Source organism: Anaeromyxobacter sp. Red801 (assembly GCF_049201065.2).
Taxonomy (GTDB): domain Bacteria; phylum Myxococcota; class Myxococcia; order Myxococcales; family Anaeromyxobacteraceae; genus Anaeromyxobacter.
Genome location: NZ_CM181236.1, coordinates 3743389 through 3763186, shown reverse-complemented (window position 1 = coordinate 3763186; position 19798 = coordinate 3743389). Strand labels below are relative to the sequence as shown.

The window sequence follows — 19798 nt, the reverse complement described above, 5'->3', positions numbered from 1 at the left end:
ATGGCCTCGTTCCTCTGCTTTCGCCTCCACGGGCCGCTGGCCTCCTGGGGCGACATCGCCGTCGGCGAGCGGCGGCCGAGCACGCCGCACCCGTCGCGGTCCGCCGTGCTCGGCCTCCTCGCCGCGGCGCTGCGCATTCGCCGGGACGACGCGGACGCGCTGGCCGCGCTGGATCGCGGGCTCGGCTTCGCCTCCCGGACCGATGCACCGGGCGAGCTGCTGATCGACTTCCACACGGCCCAGGGCCCCGAGGAGAAGCTCCTCCGGGCCGAGGCCGCGGTTGCGAAGAAGGCCGGCCGGCCCTGGCACCGCCCCGCCACCCGCCGGGCCGAGCTCGCGTTCGGACGCCGCGCGCTCTCCACGCTGCTGAGCAGCCGGCAGTACCGCGTGGACGCCGTCTGGACCGTTGCGCTCTGGTCGCACTCGGGGACCCCGTCGCCGCCACTCGAGCCGCTGCAGGATGCGCTCCGGCGGCCGGGGTTCGTCCCGTACCTCGGACGCAAGAGCTGCCCGCTCGACCTCCCGCTGGAGCCGCAGATCGTCGAGGCGGCGCATCCTGTCGAGGCCATGGCTCGCGCCGTATTCCGGAGCGACGCGGTGGTCGCGCCCGTGCTGGAGCGTGGCCTCGGTAAGGGGACCGTCCAGTGGGAGGAAGACTGGCCCGGCCTGGAACCAGCCCAGACGTCCCGCAGGCGCGATCGCGTGATCAGCCGGAGCCGCTGGCAGTTCACCGAGCGGCAAGAGCACCAGCGGGCCTGGACGCCCGAGGAGCGAGGACGCCATGTTCCTGAGCAGGATTGAGCTGGGCCCACGCGCCGCGGAGCGCGAGGCGTTCTGGCGCGAGGTGTCGCAGCCGTACGGAGCCCATCGAGCGCTCTGGAACCTCCTGAGCCGCAGCCCGGAGCAGAAGCGGGACTTCCTCTTCCGCGCCGAGGATGCCTCCGGCAGGCCGACGTTCCTGGTCCTGTCCGCGCACGCTCCCGACGCATCGACGGACGGGACGTGGCGCGTGGAGGCGAAGCGTTTCGAGCCCGCGCTGCGCGCCGGCCAGCGGCTCGGCTTCCGCCTGCGCGCGAGCCCCGTGGTGCGGCGCGCCGAGAGGCTGGAAGGACGGGCAAGCGGGCGCGCCCGGCGGCACGACGTGGTGATGGACCTGACCGCGTCCTTGAAGCGCGAAGGGCGTCCGGTCCGGGAGCTCACCGAGCGGATCGCGTCCGCCGGCACGGCCTGGCTCGCGAGGCAGGGAACGCGCGCCGGGTTCCGGCTGGTCGAGACCGTGGTGGAGCGCATCGGAGACGACGGACTGATCGAGGAGGGGCCCCGGACCGCCGTGCGCGTCGAGGGCTACCGCCAGCACCGCATCGCACGCCGCGGCACGTCGCCCATCCGGTTCAGCACGCTCGACTTCGAGGGGACGCTGGAGGTGACCGACCCGGAGGCGTTCCTCGCGCAGGTCCGCGCCGGGTTCGGCCCGCAGAAGGCGTTCGGCTGCGGGCTCATGCTGCTGCGGAGGGCGTAGTGCTCCCGCCGCCCGGGCCGATCCAGCTCAAGGAGCGCGTATCGCTCGTGTTCCTCGAGTACGGCAACCTGGACGTCCTGGACGGTGCGTTCGTCCTCGTCGACAAGAACGGCATCCGGACGCACATCCCGGTCGGGAGCGTCGCGTGCATCATGCTCGAGCCCGGAACGCGGGTCTCCCACGCGGCGATCGCGCTCGCGAGCCGGGTCGGGACGCTCCTGGTCTGGGTGGGCGAAGGCGGCGTGCGCCTCTACGCGGCGGGCCAGCCCGGCGGTGCGCGCAGCGACCGGTTGTTGTTCCAGGCGCGGCTCGCGCTCGACGACGACCTGAGGCTGAAGGTGGTCCGCAAGATGTACGCCCTGCGGTTCGGCGAGGAGCCGCCCGCGCGCCGCAGCATCGAGCAGCTCCGAGGCATCGAGGGCGCGCGCGTGCGCGAGACGTACAAGCAGCTCGGGCGCAAGTACGGCGTGCACTGGGAGAAGCGAGACTACGACGCCGCAACCTGGGAGTCAGGAGATCTTCCCAACCGGTGTCTCAGCGCGGCGACCGCCTGCCTGTACGGGATCACCGAGGCCGCCGTGCTCGCCGCCGGGTATGCGCCGGCCATCGGCTTCATTCACACCGGCAAGCCGCTTTCGTTCGTCTACGACGTCGCGGACATCGTGAAGTTCGACACGGTCGTGCCGGTCGCGTTCGAGCAGGCGGCGAAGGTTCCGGTCGAGCCGGAGCGCGTCGTGCGGCTCGCCTGCAGGAACGTGTTCAGGCAGTCGAAGCTCCTGGACCGGCTCATCCCGCTCATCGAGGAGATCCTCCAGGCGGCCGGCATCGAGAAGCCGGAGGCGGCGCCGGACCAGCTCCCGCCGGCGATCCCGAGCGCGGGAGGGATCGGCGATGCTGGTCATCGTGGTTGAGAACGCACCGGAGCGGCTGCGGGGCCGGCTCGCCTGCTGGTTGCTCCAGGTGCGCGCAGGGGTCTACGTCGGGGACGTGTCGAAGCGCGTCCGCGAGATGCTCTGGGCGCAGGTCGAAGGCGCGATCGGGAGCGGTAACGCCATCGCCGCCTGGAGCGCGAACAACGAGTCCGGCTTCGAGCTCGCGACCCTCGGACCGAACCGCAGGATCCCGGTCGACTTCGACGGGCTGAAGCTGGTTGCGTTCGGGCCAGACGTCGTCACCGCCGAGCAGGCCCCGACCTTGCCACCGCCCCCGGGCTTTGGCCTGCGGAAGCCTGGACAGAGGAGCAGGTAGCAGCTCGGTGGCGTTGCTCTTTGACATCAACCCAATAGAATTCCTGTGTTCTTCAGAAGTCCGTTCCCCGCGCACGCGGGGATGAACCGTGCACCGCACCGGCGAACACGCGCGAGAACACCCGTTCCCCGCGCACGCGGGGATGAACCGGTGCGCATCGCCCTCACCGCGGCGAAGAACCACCGTTCCCCGCGCACGCGGGGATGAACCGACCGGGAACAGCGGGTGCTTCCCGCGCCGCACCCGTTCCCCGCGCACGCGGGGATGAACCGTGGTCCCGCGTCGAGGGGTGCCGTTTCGACGGCCGTTCCCCGCGCACGCGGGGATGAACCGGCCGAGGCCCTGATCATCGGCTACGACGCGCGCCGTTCCCCGCGCACGCGGGGATGAACCGAACCGGGTGGTCCTCACCTCGATGCTGCTGAACCGTTCCCCGCGCACGCGGGGATGAACCGGTCGCCGAGCAGATGGGCCGCGTCGAGGGCGACCGTTCCCCGCGCACGCGGGGATGAACCGCGGTGGCAGCCGCTCGCGCGCTGGGGCGTGCACCGTTCCCCGCGCACGCGGGGATGAACCGAGCTGGGACAGGACGGCGACGCAGACGCGCAGCCGTTCCCCGCGCACGCGGGGATGAACCGATGCGGAACTGAGGCGCGGTGCCCGCGGCGCTCCGTTCCCCGCGCACGCGGGGATGAACCGGTGTTCGACGCCACCCGTACGCCGGTCGAGGCCCGTTCCCCGCGCACGCGGGGATGAACCGGCCGAGACGTGGATGAACGCGAGCGAGGCAGTCCGTTCCCCGCGCACGCGGGGATGAACCGGTGTTCCTCGGGGCGACCGACGACACGGCGCACCGTTCCCCGCGCACGCGGGGATGAACCGGCCGAGCAGGAGAAGGCCGCCGCGGCGAGCGCCCGTTCCCCGCGCACGCGGGGATGAACCGTCGTCCGCCAAGGCAAGGCCGGTCGCCTTCAGCCGTTCCCCGCGCACGCGGGGATGAACCGTCCACCATGCGCACCGGGGCGTCGGCCTCGGCCCGTTCCCCGCGCACGCGGGGATGAACCGGTGCCGGTGGTCGGCACCGCCGCCGGCGCCGCCCGTTCCCCGCGCACGCGGGGATGAACCGTTCAGCGTCTGACCTCGACGCTACTCGGACGTCCGTTCCCCGCGCACGCGGGGATGAACCGAGAGCCGCACCCGTGCGGCCGAAGAACTCCTGCCGTTCCCCGCGCACGCGGGGATGAACCGTTCCAGCGCTGCCAGTCCTCGAGGGTGAGCCGCCGTTCCCCGCGCACGCGGGGATGAACCGTACGCGAGCGCCGCGCAGCGCCAGCCGATCGTCCGTTCCCCGCGCACGCGGGGATGAACCGAGCCGGAGTGCCCCGTGATCTTCGACCTCCTGCCGTTCCCCGCGCACGCGGGGATGAACCGGCGAATGCGTCGCCGTATTCCGCAGCGAGCGCCCGTTCCCCGCGCACGCGGGGATGAACCGCTCAAACCGTTCGCCGTGGTCGATGACGGCGACCGTTCCCCGCGCACGCGGGGATGAACCGGCGGACCTGAAGGGCGCCGTCGCGCTGGTCTCCCGTTCCCCGCGCACGCGGGGATGAACCGCCGCAGATCACCACGGGCACCGGCGCCGCGCCCCGTTCCCCGCGCACGCGGGGATGAACCGGCCGGATAGGACGACGTCCGACTGCGCGAGCTCCGTTCCCCGCGCACGCGGGGATGAACCGCGCGCGTCCATCCCGCCGGTCTCGCGGAACTCCCGTTCCCCGCGCACGCGGGGATGAACCGACTGAGGCGCCGAGCGCATACCACCGGCCCTCCCGTTCCCCGCGCACGCGGGGATGAACCGGCAGGTGTCGCAGTGGAGGACGGTCGGCGTCGCCGTTCCCCGCGCACGCGGGGATGAACCGGCCGCGGCGCGCCCCGGCGCCGCGCGCGTTCTCCGTTCCCCGCGCCCGCGGGGATGAACCGGCGCTCGCGCAGCGCATCGAGGCGTGACGTGGCCGTTCCCCGCGCACGCGGGGATGAACCGATCCCCGCCTCCATCTACGGCCGCTACTCCACCCGTTCCCCGCGCACGCGGGGATGAACCCCGAGGAGGCACAGGCGGCGCGCGAGGGCTACGCCGTTCCCCGCGCACGCGGGGATGAACCGGCGTCGTTCATCAACGCCGTCACGCCGAACGTCCGTTCCCCGCGCACGCGGGGATGAACCGTCGACGCGGGGGCCGGGCCGGTTGGTCCGGTCCCGTTCCCCGCGCACGCGGGGATGAACCGCCGCGGGTCTTGCCGTCCTTCTTGATGCGCGTCCGTTCCCCGCGCACGCGGGGATGAACCGGCGCTCGGCCGCGCCGGGTACAACACCACCACCCGTTCCCCGCGCACGCGGGGATGAACCGAAGCCCACGGGGCTCACCGCTTCCGCGAGAGGCCGTTCCCCGCGCACGCGGGGATGAACCGACGCCCCGGGCCAACGACCGCAGCGCGCAACGCCGTTCCCCGCGCACGCGGGGATGAACCGCTCGATCCGGCCTCCGTCTCCGACCTCGAGGCCCGTTCCCCGCGCACGCGGGGATGAACCGTTCGAGCAGGGCAAGCGCGAGCCCAGGGTTGTCCGTTCCCCGCGCACGCGGGGATGAACCGCTTGCTCCCGTGTGCGCAGGTAGCGCCTCAGACCGTTCCCCGCGCACGCGGGGATGAACCGACTGCCTCCGTGGAGAGGCCGGCCGCGTCGAACCGTTCCCCGCGCACGCGGGGATGAACCGGGTCGAGTCGCGGGGTAGGGCGGAACCCGCCCCCGTTCCCCGCGCACGCGGGGATGAACCGGCGTCGCTGCCTCGGGACGGCATCACCCCGATCCGTTCCCCGCGCACGCGGGGATGAACCGCAAGCGGACCCTCCACGAGGTCCTGTGGGGCGCCGTTCCCCGCGCACGCGGGGATGAACCGCGCGTGGCGGGCGTGATGGCCCGTCGCTACCGCCGTTCCCCGCGCACGCGGGGATGAACCGACCGTCACTCACCACCGAGGACGGCGTCGACCGTTCCCCGCGCACGCGGGGATGAACCGTGATCTGGACGTCCTGCGGCTCGACGGCGCATCCGTTCCCCGCGCACGCGGGGATGAACCGTTCACCGAGACCTACATCGGCGTGCTCGAGGACCGTTCCCCGCGCACGCGGGGATGAACCGAAGACGATGACGGCGAGGACGACCACCGCGAACCCGTTCCCCGCGCACGCGGGGATGAACCGGAGTACCCGCTCTCACTCGTCATCCGCGCTGTCCGTTCCCCGCGCACGCGGGGATGAACCGGTGACGGTGGACCCGGGCCAGACCGCGTTCGACCGTTCCCCGCGCACGCGGGGATGAACCGTTCATGGAGGCGGGCATCCAGGTGATGGAGAACCGTTCCCCGCGCACGCGGGGATGAACCGTGATTTCGCTCTGGTTTACTCAGCGTTTCGAGCCGTTCCCCGCGCACGCGGGGATGAACCGAGCTCAGACATCGCCATCGCGGTTCACCACCGCCGTTCCCCGCGCACGCGGGGATGAACCGGCATTCGACCGCTTCCTCCGCAAGAACGACGTCCGTTCCCCGCGCACGCGGGGATGAACCGGCTCGGATTTCATCGAACAGGCCCATGACCTACCGTTCCCCGCGCACGCGGGGATGAACCGGCCGAGCGCATGGGCTTGCTCGTGAGGCACATCCGTTCCCCGCGCACGCGGGGATGAACCGAACGCCGGCCGAGGCGAGCGCACATACACCATCCGTTCCCCGCGCACGCGGGGATGAACCGGGCCTGAGGTACTGAGCCGGTGTGCTCGTGAGCCGTTCCCCGCGCACGCGGGGATGAACCGCGCTCGCGCCGGGTGAGCAGCTCCATTTCCGCCCGTTCCCCGCGCACGCGGGGATGAACCGGCCGAGGACCTCCTGCTCGAGCGCCACTCGACCCGTTCCCCGCGCACGCGGGGATGAACCGGCTAGCGCGGTGGTGGTGTGCATGGTGGCGTTCCCGTTCCCCGCGCACGCGGGGATGAACCGCCCGGCTTCGGCGGCGATCTGCTTCTGCGCGCCCGTTCCCCGCGCACGCGGGGATGAACCCCGGCGAACATGCGCGAGAGGAGCGAGCCGCGGCCGTTCCCCGCGCACGCGGGGATGAACCGGCGCACCTCCCGGGCCAGCCGGTCCTGCGCCCCCGTTCCCCGCGCACGCGGGGATGAACCGCGCCACGGGTCCAGGTACGTGTTCACGTCCGACCGTTCCCCGCGCACGCGGGGATGAACCGCTCGAGCGGCGCAAGCGGGGCAAGCGGTGAAGCCGTTCCCCGCGCACGCGGGGATGAACCGTCACGGTTCGGAGGATGCTCGCGGCGGGACGGCCGTTCCCCGCGCACGCGGGGATGAACCGGCGCACCTCCCGGGCCAGCCGGTCCTGCGCCCCCGTTCCCCGCGCACGCGGGGATGAACCGCGCCACGGGTCCAGGTACGTGTTCACGTCCGACCGTTCCCCGCGCACGCGGGGATGAACCGCTCGAGCGGCGCAAGCGGGGCAAGCGGTGAAGCCGTTCCCCGCGCACGCGGGGATGAACCGTCACGGTTCGGAGGATGCTCGCGGCGGGACGGCCGTTCCCCGCGCACGCGGGGATGAACCGGCGCACCTCCCGGGCCAGCCGGTCCTGCGCCCCCGTTCCCCGCGCACGCGGGGATGAACCGCGCCACGGGTCCAGGTACGTGTTCACGTCCGACCGTTCCCCGCGCACGCGGGGATGAACCGCTCGAGCGGCGCAAGCGGGGCAAGCGGTGAAGCCGTTCCCCGCGCACGCGGGGATGAACCGGCTGATCCTGAAACTGCGCCTCATAGCGGAGGCCGTTCCCCGCGCACGCGGGGATGAACCGGTGCCCGCGCCCGTCGTAGAGGCGGCCGCCGGCCGTTCCCCGCGCACGCGGGGATGAACCGTTGGTCGGCCTGGCGGTGTTCCTGAGCGCGGGCCGTTCCCCGCGCACGCGGGGATGAACCGCTGCACTGCGAGGCGCAGACGAAGCTGATCCGCCGTTCCCCGCGCACGCGGGGATGAACCGCTCGCCGTCCGCGCCGGCGACGACACCGCCCGCCGTTCCCCGCGCACGCGGGGATGAACCGGCCGAGGGCTTCCCGGTGACGGTCCTCGGCGGCCGTTCCCCGCGCACGCGGGGATGAACCGCGATCGAGCGCCCACACCGCCACCACGTCGAACCGTTCCCCGCGCACGCGGGGATGAACCGGTCGCCGAGCTGATTCTGTCCATCCTCGCGTGCCGTTCCCCGCGCACGCGGGGATGAACCGGCAGGCACCATCGAGGACGCGAAGAGCGTCCACCGTTCCCCGCGCACGCGGGGATGAACCGTCCGGGCCAGGCGCCGCAACGGTCGTCCACGACCGTTCCCCGCGCACGCGGGGATGAACCGAGTGCGCCGCGCACGAGGCCACGATCGCCAGGCCGTTCCCCGCGCACGCGGGGATGATCCTGGAAAAGCGGCCGAGCGCCCTGATCCTGCTCGCCGTTCCCCGCGCACGCGGGGATGAACCGGAGACGTCCTCCTTCACCTCGATGAGACCGGACCGTTCCCCGCGCACGCGGGGATGAACCGAATCGAGCGCCACGCAGCAGCCGGGACCGCACCCGTTCCCCGCGCACGCGGGGATGAACCGGCGGAGGCGGTGGCGTGGTTCCGGGAGATGGACCGTTCCCCGCGCACGCGGGGATGAACCGGCCGAGGTCGGCCGCGAGTTCGCGCGGCGGCTCCGTTCCCCGCGCACGCGGGGATGAACCGCGGAAGGCGGCGGCCGAGGCCGAGCGCGCCGCCCGTTCCCCGCGCACGCGGGGATGAACCGCTGACGCACGACGGGTCCGGCGGGTCGCTAGACCGTTCCCCGCGCACGCGGGGATGAACCGGTGCGCCCGAACCTCGTGGGCGGCGAGGGCAACCGTTCCCCGCGCACGCGGGGATGAACCGCGCGCCGGGGAGAGCTCGGTGCACGAGAACATCCGTTCCCCGCGCACGCGGGGATGAACCGCCGGTGCAGCAGGTGGTGAAGGCGAGCGCGAACCGTTCCCCGCGCACGCGGGGATGAACCGGCGGCTCACGCGCAGGAGAGAACCGCGATCGTCCGTTCCCCGCGCACGCGGGGATGAACCGGGCGCGATGCGGCGGTTCCTCGCCGACTTCACCCGTTCCCCGCGCACGCGGGGATGAACCGGCGGTGATGGGGTGCTACGCGGATGGCGGCCGCCCGTTCCCCGCGCACGCGGGGATGAACCGTCAGACCGTCACCCACCGTCACTTCGTAGGGACCGTTCCCCGCGCACGCGGGGATGAACCGCGGGATCGCCTGGTGGCGTCGTTCGTGTTCCCCCGTTCCCCGCGCACGCGGGGATGAACCGGCCGAGACCAAGGGGAACATCGAGACGGTCGACCGTTCCCCGCGCACGCGGGGATGAACCGGCGCGCTGGCACGACCAGGGCGACGGGCAACCCTTCCCCGCGCACGCGGGGATGAACCTGGAGCGCACGTGTCTCCGCAGCCGATACGGTACCGTTCCCCGCGCACGCGGGGATGAACCGACGAAGCCCCGGCGCGCTCTCACACGCACCGGCCGTTCCCCGCGCACGCGGGGATGAACCGGTGGCACGACGCTTGCCGTTCGGCGCGCTGCGCCGTTCCCCGCGCACGCGGGGATGAACCGGAGCCCGCCTTCGTGCCGTCGAGGGACGCGAACCGTTCCCCGCGCACGCGGGGATGAACCGCCGCAAGGAGAAGATCGAGGTCGTCCCCACCACCGTTCCCCGCGCACGCGGGGATGAACCGCGGAGGGGGCTGGACCGATCCGGAATGCGCCCCCGTTCCCCGCGCACGCGGGGATGAACCGGTCTGGAACGAGCACGCGGGAAGGCCGCGGTGCCGTTCCCCGCGCACGCGGGGATGAACCGTACACGCGGTCGATGACCTTGCGCAGGTACTCCCGTTCCCCGCGCACGCGGGGATGAACCGTGTCAAACGACAGGAACTTCTGACCCCCAAACGACACTAAAACTGACCCCCTCCTCCTCGGGGTTCAGTTCGCCTTCTCGGACCTGCCCAGCAGGCCCGCCTTGCGCTTCTGCTTTAGCCTGTAGCTCTCGCCCTGAATCATCAGCGTGAAGCTGTGGTGCAGGAGCCGGTCGAGGATCGCAGCGGCGAGGACCTCGTCGCCGAAGACCGTTCCCCATTGCGTCACGAGCTGGTTGGTGGTGATCAGCATCGAGCCCTTCTCGTAACGGCGCGCCACGAGTTGGAAGAACAGGTGCGCGCTGCGCTTCTCGAACGGCAGGTAGCCGAGCTCGTCGACGATGAGGAGCTTCGGCTTCGCGTAGAAGGCGAGGCGCTCCGCGAGCTGGCCCTCGGTCTCGGCCTTGGACAACGCGCCCAGCAGCGCGGTCGCGCTCGTGAAGAGCACGCTGTAGCCGGCCTCGACTGCGGCGCGGCCGAGCCCGATGGCGAGGTGGGTCTTCCCGACGCCCGGCGGGCCGAACAGGAGCACGTTCTCCGCGTTCGCGACGTAGCGGCCGACCGCGAGCTCGCGGACGAGCTTCTGGTCCACGCTCGGCTGGAACTTGAACTCGAAGTCGTCGAGCGTCTTCACGGTCGGGAAGTGCGCGATGGTGATCCCCATCGCGACCCGCTTGCGCTGCTTGGCCCCGACCTCTTCGCGCAGGATCGCGTCGAGGAAGTCGAGGTAGGTCGGCTCGCCGCGAGCGGCGTCCGAGAGCAGCGCGTCGAGCTTCTCAGCGATGCGGCCGAGCCGGAGCCGCCCGAGGTGCTCGAGCACGCGCGCCCGCACGATCTCGGCGCTCACGCGGCACCGCCGATCACCGCGGCGTAGTCGTCGAGCGTGCGCCCGAGCGCGGCGAGAGGCTGCGCGAGCGGGACGACGTTCTCGGTGGGCTTGCGCCAGAGCCCGTCGAGGTGCGCGGGATCGACCACGCGCGCGTGAGGCTCGAACGAGCGGGCGTGGACCGCGACGACGTCCCGGCCGTGGAACACGCGGACCTCGTCGGCGGTGACGAGAGCCTCGACGCGGTCTCGGACGAGCCGGTGCGGGACGCTGTAGCGGACCGTGTCGATGTCGATGAACGCATCGTTCGCGACGCGGCGCTGCAGGCGGCGGCCGTGCGTCGGAAGCGGCCGCGCGGGAAGGGGCCGGAGCGCGTCGCGCTCATCGCGCTCGAAGCGGGTCATCGGCACCTCGTGCGTCGTGCCGTGGATGCGGTGGTCGGCGGCGAGCTGCCACTCCCCCAGGTGCACCTGGAGGTGATCGAACGAGTCGAACCGCCGGCCAGCGATGGCGTTGCGCTTCACGTACTTCACGCCCGACTCGGTCTTGCCCTTCGTCCGCGCGCGGTACGGCTGGCACGCTCGCGGCTGCACCTCCCAGTCGCGGCAGAAGGCGACGTACGCCGGCGTGAACGTGACGGTCTGTGCTTCGCGGTCGCGATCAAGCACGAGGCACCGCGTATTGTCCCCGAGCACCTCGAGCGGAACGCCGCCGAAGTGGCGGAACGCCGACGCGATCCCGTCGAGCCACTCGCCCTGGCGCTCGTGCAGGAACGGCTTCACGAAGATCCGGCGCGAGTAGCTGAGGACCGCGGCCATGAAGTGGACCGTGACCTGCTGGCCGGCGATCCAGACCTTCCGCTCGCCGAAGTCGATCTGCATCTGGCGGCCTGGCGCGGTCTCGAAACGAATCGTCGCCACGTCCGCCGCGAGCAGCTCGCGCCGGCGGCCTGCCACGGCCCGCTGGACGGTCCGCACGCTGGCGTCGATGCCGCGTTCGGCGAGCAGCTGCGCGACCACGACGGCGTTCCCCTCCGCCTCGCGCTCGAACAGCGCCACTGCCTCGGCGCTCGTCGTCTCGTCGAGTCGGCGCGCGGCGGGCCGCACCTGCACCTCGGCGGCCTCGCCGCCCCGCAGGTAGCGCCGCACGGTGTTGCGCGCGAGGCCGAGCTCCCTCGCGATCGCCTTCGTTCCCCAGCCCCGCGCGGACAGCTCCAGCATCTGCCGCACCGCCTCCGCCTCGAGCATCGGCACCTCCGCGCTCGGGGGTGCCACAGCCTCGATCTCTCTGCCCATCTCCGTCTCCCTGGTCGAGAGGCAGGGGGGTCAGAATTAGTGTCGCGAGGGGGTTAGTTATCCTGTCGCTCTACAAACCGACGACGGAGACGTATTTCGGCCGGCTCGGTGGCCGTTCCCCGCGCACGCGGGGATGAACCGGTGGACGGGCGCCGCGTGCCCGGCCTCGCGTCCCGATCCCCGCGCACGCGGGGATGAACCGACCGGCGACGAGCGCTGGATGCCGATCCACCCCCGTTCCCCGCGCACGCGGGGATGAACCGGCGCTCGGCGGTGATGCGCCGCAGCTCACCGCCCGTTCCCCGCGCACGCGGGGATGAACCGCCCGATGAGCTGGATCCCGTTCTCGATGTCGACCGTTCCCCGCGCACGCGGGGATGAACCGGAGAGGGGTGATGCTGCCGAAGGAGATCGAGGCCGTTCCCCGCGCACGCGGGGATGAACCGTGGGCGGAGAAGGTCACGGACGACGAAACGGGCCGTTCCCCGCGCACGCGGGGATGAACCGCCCCACACCTGGCCCGGGTTCTGCCCCCACGGCCGTTCCCCGCGCACGCGGGGATGAACCGCGCGGTTGATGAGCTTGCGGACCGACTCGTCCCCGTTCCCCGCGCACGCGGGGATGAACCGGATTCGGCGGCGGCGGGGGAGCTGGGCTCGCGCCGTTCCCCGCGCACGCGGGGATGAACCGCAGGGCGTGAGCCACCTCACCGGCACGCGCAACCCGTTCCCCGCGCACGCGGGGATGAACCGACGCCAACAAGCAGTACATCTGGCAGCCGGGCCCGTTCCCCGCGCACGCGGGGATGAACCGACGATCGCGGAGCTGCGCGTCGTCAGCATCCCCCGTTCCCCGCGCAGGCGGGGATGAACCGGTGGCTTGGACGAAGGCCGACAGCGACAAGGTCCGTTTCCCGCGCACGCGGGGATGAACCAATGAGCCCGTGCGCCTTGCCGATCGCGCCGTTCCGTTCCCCGCGCACGCGGGGATGAACCGGGGCCCCTCTACGTCGGCGCGGCCGTGCCCGTCCGTTCCCCGCGCACGCGGGGATGAACCGGTGCGTCCGAACCTCGTGGGCGGCGAGGGCAACCGTTCCCCGCGCACGCGCCGACGAACCGCGGCGCCCTCGCGGGCAGATGCGTGCGCGACCCGCCCACGAGCTCACGTCAATGCCGGGGCCGATGGGGCACGCCGTTCACCCGCACACGCGCGTCCCCGCGACGCCTCCGTCCCATCCAGCGCGCACGACCGAGGTGCCACGCACGCCCTCGCTCCGCCGCCACCCGGATCTTCGCCCGCACCCCAAGCGAGCCGCGAGGGCCGCCCTCGGCCATGTCACACCACGCGCTCCCCGCTCGTCTTGGGAGCAGATCTACGGAATGGGAGACCGCACATGCTGAAGTGGCTGATCCGCAGGCAGCTGGCCGCATTCGAGAAGCAGTACGACTACGACGCAGGCTACGTCCGCGAGCTGCTCGACACCGACTTCAAGGCGTTCCGCATGTTCATGACGGCGGCGAAGCTCGGGTACTACAAGCGCGACGTGCCGGAGGCGGTGCACTTCTGCGTCGGGATCGTGGTCACGGCGAGCGAGGACTGCGGGCCGTGCACGCAGCTCGGGGTCTCGATGGCGCTCGAGCGCGGGGTCCCGGCGGACGTGCTCCAGGCGGTGCTCTCGAACGACCTGGCGCGGATGCCGGAGGACGTGCGGCTGGGCGTCCGCTACGCGCGCGCGGTGCTCGCGCACGCGCCGGAGGCGGACGGGCTGCGCGAGGAGATCGTGGGGCGCTGGGGTCCGCGCGCGCTCATCGCGCTGGCGTTCGCGATCAACGCGGGCCGGCTCTACCCGACCCTCAAGTACGCGATGGGCCACGGCAAGGCCTGCCAGCGCGTGCACGTGGGCGACCTGCCGGTCGCGGTGGTGCGGGGGGCGGCGGCGTGACGGACGCGGCCAGGGACTTCGAGCCGCACCGGGCAGATCTGGTGAAGGTCGCGTACCGGATGCTCGGCTCGGTGGCCGAGGCGGAGGACGTCGTCCAGGACGCGTTCCTGCGCTGGAACGGCGCGGCGCGCGACGGGGTCGAGTCGCCGCGCGCGTTCCTCATCCGCACGGTCACGCGGCTCTGCCTGGACCGGCTGAACTCCGCGCGCGCGCGGCGGGAGGAGTACGTCGGCACGTGGCTGCCGGAGCCGCTCGTCGAGCAGGAGGGCACGGGGCTGGCGCACGACCTCTCGCTCGCCCTGCTCGTCACGCTGCAGCGCCTCTCGCCGCTCGAGCGCGCCGCGTTCCTGCTCCACGACGTCTTCGACATGGGGTTCGCGGACGTCGCGGGCGTGCTGGAGCGCTCCGAGGCCGCGGTCCGCCAGCTGGCGGCCCGCGCGCGCGGGCACGTGCGGGAGGCGAGGCCGCGCTTCCGCGCGTCCGACGAGGAGGCCCGGCGGCTCGCCGACGCGTTCCAGGCGGCGCTGACCAGCGGCGACCTCGGGACGCTCTCCAGGCTGCTCGCGGAGGACGCGGTGTTCTACGCGGACGGCGGCGGCAAGCGCGCGGCGGTGCTCCAGCCGATCGAGGGCCGGGCCGCCATCCTCGGGTTCCTCGAGAAGATCGTGAAGCACCCCGCCTTCCCGGGCGCGAAGGCCTACCGGCCCGCCTGGATCAACGGCATGCCGGGCTTCGTGGTGCACGGCCCCGAGGGCGTCGAGACCATCGCGATCGAGATCGGCGACGGGCTCGTGGTGGGGATCTACGCCGTGCGCAACCCGGACAAGCTCCGCCACCTCTCGTAGCGCGCCCGCCGGCTCCGATGGGGTCGCGGCCGTCCTGCCCGCGTCGGCTCGAGCGGGGCCACGCGGCGGGAGGCGCGCGCCCCGCGCCGGCTCACGAGATCGCGCCGGCGCCGTCGTCGAGCGCGCGGGACGCGCCGGACAGGGCGACGCAGGACTGGCAGGTCACCTGGCGCGGATGCTTGGTGGACCGGCGATCGGGGCCCTCCGCCCCGCAGGCGATGGCGTGCGTGCGCGTGTCGTAGAAGTGGACGAGCGAGGCGGGGGTCTGCGTCGGGGCGTCCATGGGCTCTCTCCGGACCGGCCGGGCGGGAGCGGGGGTGCTCCGGTGCAGGCTGCGGTCGCGCAGAATGTGGGCACGGGCCGGCGGCCGTGCGCGCGCAGCCCCGGATCGTGGCCGCGCGCACCGTGGACCGACCGCTTCCTCCGGCGCCTACGTCTTCGTCAGGCGCATCACGGATACGACCGTCTTCCCCTTGTCGCCGAGCAACGGGTTCCCGGCGAGCGTCTCGATGGTCAGGCCGTGCTCGGGCATCGGGGGATCGCCCTCCAGCGGGATCATGTACTTCTCCCGATCCCACTCGGTGGCCTTCTTGCCGGTCTTCTGCTCGTAGAACGCGACCACCTTGGCCGGCGCGTCGTCGGTGAAGAACACCCAGATCTTCTGGTCGGGGCCCGACATCCCTCCGGAGATGTCGCCGTCGAAGCGCGCCCCGGGATAGACGGGGACGCCGAGCTCCGCCGCGCTGGGCGGCGGCACCGCCGGCTTCCGCTTCCGCTCTCGCGCCTTCTGGCTCGGCGGCGCGAACGGGTCTTGCTGCGCGGAGACCACCAGCGCCGCGGGGACGAGCAGCGCCGCCACCAGCAGGTGCCTGATCGTCATCGTTCCCTCCACGTCCGAGCACGGGCGAGACGACGGTGCGACGCGCCGAGGTGAGGGTCCGCCCGGGCGCCACTCTACACGGCGCCCGATGCGCCGGGGCCGCGAGCGAATGCACTCGGCCGGTCAGCCTAGCGCGCGCGAGGCCCCCGGCGCGCTTCGCGACCCCGCGGCGGGACCTTGACCGAAGGTGCGCCCCCGTTAGTCGACGGGGATGATCGTCGAGTACATCCGCTACGAGATCGCCGAGGAGGCGCCGTTCCTGGAGGGATACGAGCGCGCGCGGCGCGCGCTGGACGCCTCGCCGCACTGCCTGGCGTACGAGCTGGCCCGCTGCACCGAGGCGGCCTCGAGCTTCGTGCTCCGCATCGAGTGGGACTCGGCCGAGGGGCACCTCCAGGGCTTCCGCGGCTCGCCGCTGTTCCGCTCCTTCCTCGAGCCGATCCGCGCGTTCGTGCCCTGCATCCGCGAGATGCGGCACTACGCGGTCACGCCCATCGCGGCGCGGAAGGCGTGAGCGGGTCGAGGCCCCCGCGCGCGGCGGAGACGCCGCTCGCACGCTCCTTCGGGGTTTCACGGTGCGTGTCAGAGGCGCGTGCGACAGTTCGCGCATGGACGCCGCTCCCATCGCCGGCCTCGGGGCCGCGGACCTGCCGGGCACCGCCGGGGAGGAGCACGCGTTCCTGCCGCTCCGCGAGCTGCTCCCGTACAGCCGCGCCGAGCTGGATCGCTGGTTCCGCGGCGGCGAGCTGGAGGCGGACGACTGCGAGCAGATCCTGGCCTGGGCGTCGCGGGGGCACGGCGCGATCGACGTCGCGATCGCGGAGAGGCTGGCGGCGCTCCGCCGGGGCGATCGGCTCGCGGCGCTGGGCTACCACCTCGACGACTACGCGCGCGAGGTCCTCGGGATCGGCAAGCGCGCGGCGGAGGGCCTGGCGCGGCTCGGGGACGGGCTCGGTACGCGCGCGCGCCTGCACGAGGCGCTGCGGGCGGGGCGGGTCGGGCTCCGCGCGGCGGAGACCGTGCTCGCGGTGGCGACGGGGGACGCGGAGGCGTTCTGGGTGGAGCGCGCGGCCCGGCAGACGGTGCGGGAGCTGGAGGAGGCGGTCCGGCGGGCGGGGCGTACGGGCGACGACGCCGACGAGGAGGCGTGGGTGACGCTGCGCACGCAGCTGCCCGAGCATGAGCGGCTCGTCGTGGACGCCGCGCTGGAGGCGGCGGGGCGGAGCATGCCGGGCTCGACCCGGGCCGAGCGGCTCGAGGCGCTGGCGCAGGAGTACCTGGCGGAGTTCTCGACCGACGGCGATCGCGACGGCGCGCGCCCGCTGGGGCCGGAGTTCCTGCGGCCGGTTCAGGGCGACCGGGCGCGCCGGGCCGCGCTCGAGTCCGAGCCGGAGCGCTGGCCGCTGCTCGCGCCGGTCGCGGACTGGCCGGCGCCGGAGGTGCGCTTCGACGAGGGCGCGACCGCGCAGGAGATCGACCGGACGCTCCGCGAGCTCGCCGCGGCACGGGCCACGCTGGAGGAGGTCATGGGCGCGTGCGCGTACGCGGTCCGCCGGAGCGGCATGCACCTGCGCCTCGGGTTCGCGAGCTTCCGCCACTACGTCGAGGAGCGGCTGCGGCTGCCGCCGCGCGCGGTGGAGCAGCGGGCGGAGCACGAGGAGCGGCTGGCGAGGTCGGCGGGACTCCGCGAGGCGCGCCGGCAGGGGGTCTCCTACGAGCGGCGTCGGATCCTGGCGCGGCTGCCGGAGAACGAGATCGCGTCCTGGATCCCGCGGGCGAAGGCGATGACCTGCGTCGCGCTCCGCCGCGCGGTCGAGGGCGAGCGGGAGCGGCAGCTGCGTGCGCAGCGGAAGGTCTCGGTGCCGCTGCCCCGCCGGGTGGCCGTGCTCCTCGCGGCGGCGCTCGAGACGGTCCGGAAGAGGGTCGGCCGCCTCGTTCCTGCCGGAAGCTGCCTCGCCATCCTGGCCGCGCACTTCCTCGGGCAGTGGGAGCACGTGCTGAGGCGCCCGCCGAGTCGCTCGGAGCGCGTGCGGGAGCGCGACCTGGGCTGGTGCCAGGTCCCGGGCTGCAGCCACCGCGCGGCCCACGCGCACCACGTGCTGTTCCGCTCGCACGGCGGCGGCGACGAGGCGGAGAACCAGGTGGCGCTCTGCGCGTTCCACCACCTCCGCTGCGTCCACGCCGGCCACCTGACCGTCTTCGGGCGCGCGCCGGACGGGCTCACCTGGTTGCTCGACGGCGCGCCGTTCACCGGCATGGGCGCGTAGCGGCGCCGCTCCGAGGACCGGCGCGTGGCGGCGCGCCGCCCTAGTCGTCGGACTCGCCGATCCGGATCTCCTTCGCGTGGATCACCTCGGCGTCGATCCAGTCGGCGTTGACCTCCTTCGCGTAGATCACGTCGGCCTCGAGCTCGTCGGCCTCGATGCGGCCGCCGCCGTGCTTGCGCATGCCGCGCTTCCACTCGTCGTCCCGCACCATGCGACCGATGCGGCCCTCGTACGCGCGGACCTCCTTCGCGTAGATGACGCGGGCGCGCACGTACCCGGCGTTCAGCGCCTTGGCACGGACCACGTTCGCGGGGGCGTAGCGCGGCGGCGGCGGGGGAGGCGCGGGACGGTACTCGGGCGGCGGAGGCGGCGGCGCGGGGCGGTACTGCGGCGGCGGAGGAGGCGGCGGCGGCGCGGCCTCCACGGGCTGCCAGTTCCGGTACCGGCCGGGCGCGAGCGTCACGAGCACGCGCGGCACCGCGCGCGGATCGACCATCACGAACGCGGCGCGCGGGGACTGCGCGCGGTACCAGCGGGCGTCGCGGCGCAGCCAGTACCAGCCGCCCTGGTGGAACACCTCGTCCTGGTACTCGGGCACCACCTGGACGCCGGGCTGGATCACCACCAGGCGCGGGGCGATGGGCAGGTCGATGCGGAGCTGGGCGCTGACCTGCGCGCGGGCCGGCTGCGGGAGCAGGGGCAGGGCGAAGGCGAGCGCCAGGACGAGGCCGATGGGGTTCATGGCGGCGCACTGTAGCCGTGTCCCGCGTCCACGGGAACGGGGCGGGCGGGGCCGTGCTTCACGGCGGGTGCCGAGAGGTGCGCGGCCGGTGGCGCGTGTGCGAGGCCGGTCGCGCCGCGGCGAGACCGGCCTCGGAGTCGCGCGGCGCCGCCCCTACGTGGTTGCGCCGTCCACCACGATCTTCCCGACGTGCTCGCCGGCCCGGAGCGCGGCGAGCGCCTCGTCCGCGCGCTCGAAGGGATACGTCCGCGCGATGGCGGGTCGCAGGCGGTGCAGCCCCACCAGTCGGTCGAGCGCCTCGAACATCTCGCGGCTGCCCACGCTGATGGCCTGGATCCGCGCCCGCCGCTGGATGACCGGCACCACCTCGAGCTGCGCGGTCGTCCCGCCCAGCAGGCCCACCAGGCTGACCTGGCCGCCGAAGCGCAGCGCGTTCACCGACCGGCGCAGGTCACCGCCGGCCACGTCCACCACCACGTCCGCGCCGGTCCCCTCGGTCAGCGCGAGCACCCGCTCGTCCCACGCGGGCGTGGCCGAGGTGTCGATGGCCTCGTGCGCGCCGAGCGCGCGCGCCCGCTCCAGCTTCGCCGCGCTGCGCGACGTGGCGAGGACGCGCGCGCCGGCCGCCCGGGCGAGCTGGATCGCGAACGCGGCCACGCCGCCGGTGCCCTGCACCACCACCACGCTGCCGGGGCCGACCTGCGCCTCGGTGAAGAGCGCCTGCCAGGCGGTCACGCCGGCGATGGGGAGCGTGGAGGCCTCGCCGAAGGTGAGGTGCTCGGGGTAGCGCACCACGCCCTCGGCGTCGGCGATGGCGTACTCGGCCAGCACGCCCTGGCGCGGGCCGCCGAGCGTGCGGGTGCCCAGCGCCGCCCGGTCCGGCCCGCCGCCGATCCAGGCCCCCTGGTAGAACGCGAGCGCCACGCGGTCGCCGGCGCGAACCCGGGTGACCCCCTCGCCCACCGCCACCACCTCGCCCGCGGCGTCCGAGCCGGGGGTCAGCGGGAGCGGCTGATCGGGGAAGTAGAACCCCTCCACCACGCCCAGGTCGCGGTAGTTGAGCGAGGCGGCGCGCACGCGCACCAGCACCTCGCCCGCCCGCGGCCGCGGCGTCTCGCGCTCGACCAGCCGCAGCGCGTCCAGCCCGAACTTCCCGTCGATGATCCACGCCTTCATGTCGTCTCCTTCGTCCGCG

General features: G+C 73.4%; 14 protein-coding genes and 2 CRISPR repeat arrays. Of the genes, 8 read left to right on the top strand and 6 right to left on the bottom strand.

The features are described 5' to 3' along the window. The 4 genes from cas5e to cas2e are packed head-to-tail and all read left to right on the top strand — an operon-like array spanning position 1 to position 2767. Entirely contained in the window at positions 1–801 is an 801-nt protein-coding gene (gene cas5e, locus ACOQFB_RS17325; RefSeq protein ID WP_059437559.1) for a type I-E CRISPR-associated protein Cas5/CasD, read from the top strand. Beyond that, the gene (cas6e, locus tag ACOQFB_RS17320) at positions 782–1519 is read left to right on the top strand and encodes a type I-E CRISPR-associated protein Cas6/Cse3/CasE (RefSeq protein ID WP_082100212.1); all 738 of its coding nucleotides are present in this window, start codon (positions 782–784) and stop codon (positions 1517–1519) included. Before cas5e ends, cas6e begins: the two co-directional genes overlap by 20 nt. Continuing rightward, positions 1519–2430, top strand: a complete 912-nt coding sequence (cas1e, locus tag ACOQFB_RS17315; protein ID WP_059437561.1) for a type I-E CRISPR-associated endonuclease Cas1e — start codon at positions 1519–1521, stop codon at positions 2428–2430. The genes cas6e and cas1e overlap by 1 nt, the downstream gene beginning before the upstream one ends. Then, entirely contained in the window at positions 2411–2767 is a 357-nt protein-coding gene (gene cas2e / locus ACOQFB_RS17310) for a type I-E CRISPR-associated endoribonuclease Cas2e (RefSeq protein ID WP_421609770.1), read from the top strand. The genes cas1e and cas2e overlap by 20 nt, the downstream gene beginning before the upstream one ends. A gap of 60 nt (positions 2768–2827) precedes the next feature. After that, positions 2828–9809: direct repeats of the CRISPR family, unit length 29 nt; unit sequence CCGTTCCCCGCGCACGCGGGGATGAACCG. Between the two features lie 64 nt (positions 9810–9873). Here cas2e and istB read toward each other — a convergent pair. Then, positions 9874–10653: an IS21-like element helper ATPase IstB gene (gene istB / locus ACOQFB_RS17305; protein WP_059439614.1), complete on the bottom strand. Its 780-nt coding sequence runs from the start codon at positions 10651–10653 to the stop codon at positions 9874–9876. Beyond that, positions 10650–11879 carry an IS21 family transposase gene (gene istA, locus ACOQFB_RS17300; RefSeq protein WP_370539111.1) on the bottom strand — a complete coding sequence of 410 codons (1230 nt, stop codon included), beginning with the start codon at positions 11877–11879 and terminating at the stop codon, positions 10650–10652. The genes istB and istA overlap by 4 nt, the downstream gene beginning before the upstream one ends. A gap of 160 nt (positions 11880–12039) precedes the next feature. Further along, a CRISPR array of direct repeats spans positions 12040–13045; the repeat unit is 29 nt; unit sequence CCGTTCCCCGCGCACGCGGGGATGAACCG. A 275-nt stretch (positions 13046–13320) separates the two neighbouring features. Between istA and ACOQFB_RS17295 the strand changes: the two genes are divergently transcribed. Both ACOQFB_RS17295 and ACOQFB_RS17290 read left to right on the top strand, forming a co-directional pair. Beyond that, positions 13321–13869: a hypothetical protein gene (locus ACOQFB_RS17295; RefSeq protein ID WP_421609771.1), complete on the top strand. Its 549-nt coding sequence runs from the start codon at positions 13321–13323 to the stop codon at positions 13867–13869. Beyond that, positions 13866–14714 carry a sigma-70 family RNA polymerase sigma factor gene (locus tag ACOQFB_RS17290; protein WP_421609772.1) on the top strand — a complete coding sequence of 283 codons (849 nt, stop codon included), beginning with the start codon at positions 13866–13868 and terminating at the stop codon, positions 14712–14714. Before ACOQFB_RS17295 ends, ACOQFB_RS17290 begins: the two co-directional genes overlap by 4 nt. 91 nt (positions 14715–14805) lie before the next feature. Here the strand turns inward: ACOQFB_RS17290 and ACOQFB_RS17285 are convergent, their stop codons facing one another. Beyond that, the gene (locus ACOQFB_RS17285; RefSeq protein WP_059438882.1) at positions 14806–14997 is read right to left on the bottom strand and encodes a hypothetical protein; all 192 of its coding nucleotides are present in this window, start codon (positions 14995–14997) and stop codon (positions 14806–14808) included. Between the two features lie 147 nt (positions 14998–15144). Then, a complete protein-coding gene (locus ACOQFB_RS17280) occupies positions 15145–15594 on the bottom strand; it encodes a hypothetical protein (RefSeq protein WP_421609773.1) in 450 nt (149 codons plus the stop codon). A 211-nt stretch (positions 15595–15805) separates the two neighbouring features. Between ACOQFB_RS17280 and ACOQFB_RS17275 the strand changes: the two genes are divergently transcribed. Further along, the gene (locus tag ACOQFB_RS17275) at positions 15806–16108 is read left to right on the top strand and encodes an antibiotic biosynthesis monooxygenase family protein (RefSeq protein ID WP_059438884.1); all 303 of its coding nucleotides are present in this window, start codon (positions 15806–15808) and stop codon (positions 16106–16108) included. 94 nt (positions 16109–16202) lie between these two features. Further along, positions 16203–17861 (top strand): HNH endonuclease, encoded by a 1659-nt coding sequence (locus tag ACOQFB_RS17270; protein ID WP_421609774.1) that lies wholly within the window; start codon positions 16203–16205, stop codon positions 17859–17861. 40 nt (positions 17862–17901) lie between these two features. On the opposite strand, the gene ACOQFB_RS17265 is transcribed toward ACOQFB_RS17270, so the two are convergent. Both ACOQFB_RS17265 and ACOQFB_RS17260 read right to left on the bottom strand, forming a co-directional pair. Beyond that, on the bottom strand, positions 17902–18603 hold the full coding sequence (locus ACOQFB_RS17265; RefSeq protein ID WP_421609775.1) for a hypothetical protein: 702 nt from the start codon (positions 18601–18603) through the stop codon (positions 17902–17904). A 153-nt stretch (positions 18604–18756) separates the two neighbouring features. Further along, the gene (locus tag ACOQFB_RS17260) at positions 18757–19779 is read right to left on the bottom strand and encodes a zinc-dependent alcohol dehydrogenase family protein (RefSeq protein WP_421609776.1); all 1023 of its coding nucleotides are present in this window, start codon (positions 19777–19779) and stop codon (positions 18757–18759) included. Positions 19780–19798: the final 19 nt, after the last annotated feature.

Coding starts and splice junctions, on each gene's coding strand:
- cas5e (WP_059437559.1), top strand. CDS start 1: ATGGCCTCGTTCCTCTGCTTTCGCCTCCACGGGCCGCTGGCCTCCTGG.
- cas6e (WP_082100212.1), top strand. CDS start 782: ATGTTCCTGAGCAGGATTGAGCTGGGCCCACGCGCCGCGGAGCGCGAG.
- cas2e (WP_421609770.1), top strand. CDS start 2,411: ATGCTGGTCATCGTGGTTGAGAACGCACCGGAGCGGCTGCGGGGCCGG.
- istA (WP_370539111.1), bottom strand. CDS start 11,879: ATGCTCGAGGCGGAGGCGGTGCGGCAGATGCTGGAGCTGTCCGCGCGG.
- ACOQFB_RS17295 (WP_421609771.1), top strand. CDS start 13,321: ATGCTGAAGTGGCTGATCCGCAGGCAGCTGGCCGCATTCGAGAAGCAG.
- ACOQFB_RS17285 (WP_059438882.1), bottom strand. CDS start 14,997: ATGGACGCCCCGACGCAGACCCCCGCCTCGCTCGTCCACTTCTACGAC.
- ACOQFB_RS17280 (WP_421609773.1), bottom strand. CDS start 15,594: ATGACGATCAGGCACCTGCTGGTGGCGGCGCTGCTCGTCCCCGCGGCG.
- ACOQFB_RS17275 (WP_059438884.1), top strand. CDS start 15,806: ATGATCGTCGAGTACATCCGCTACGAGATCGCCGAGGAGGCGCCGTTC.
- ACOQFB_RS17270 (WP_421609774.1), top strand. CDS start 16,203: ATGGACGCCGCTCCCATCGCCGGCCTCGGGGCCGCGGACCTGCCGGGC.
- ACOQFB_RS17265 (WP_421609775.1), bottom strand. CDS start 18,603: ATGAACCCCATCGGCCTCGTCCTGGCGCTCGCCTTCGCCCTGCCCCTG.
- ACOQFB_RS17260 (WP_421609776.1), bottom strand. CDS start 19,779: ATGAAGGCGTGGATCATCGACGGGAAGTTCGGGCTGGACGCGCTGCGG.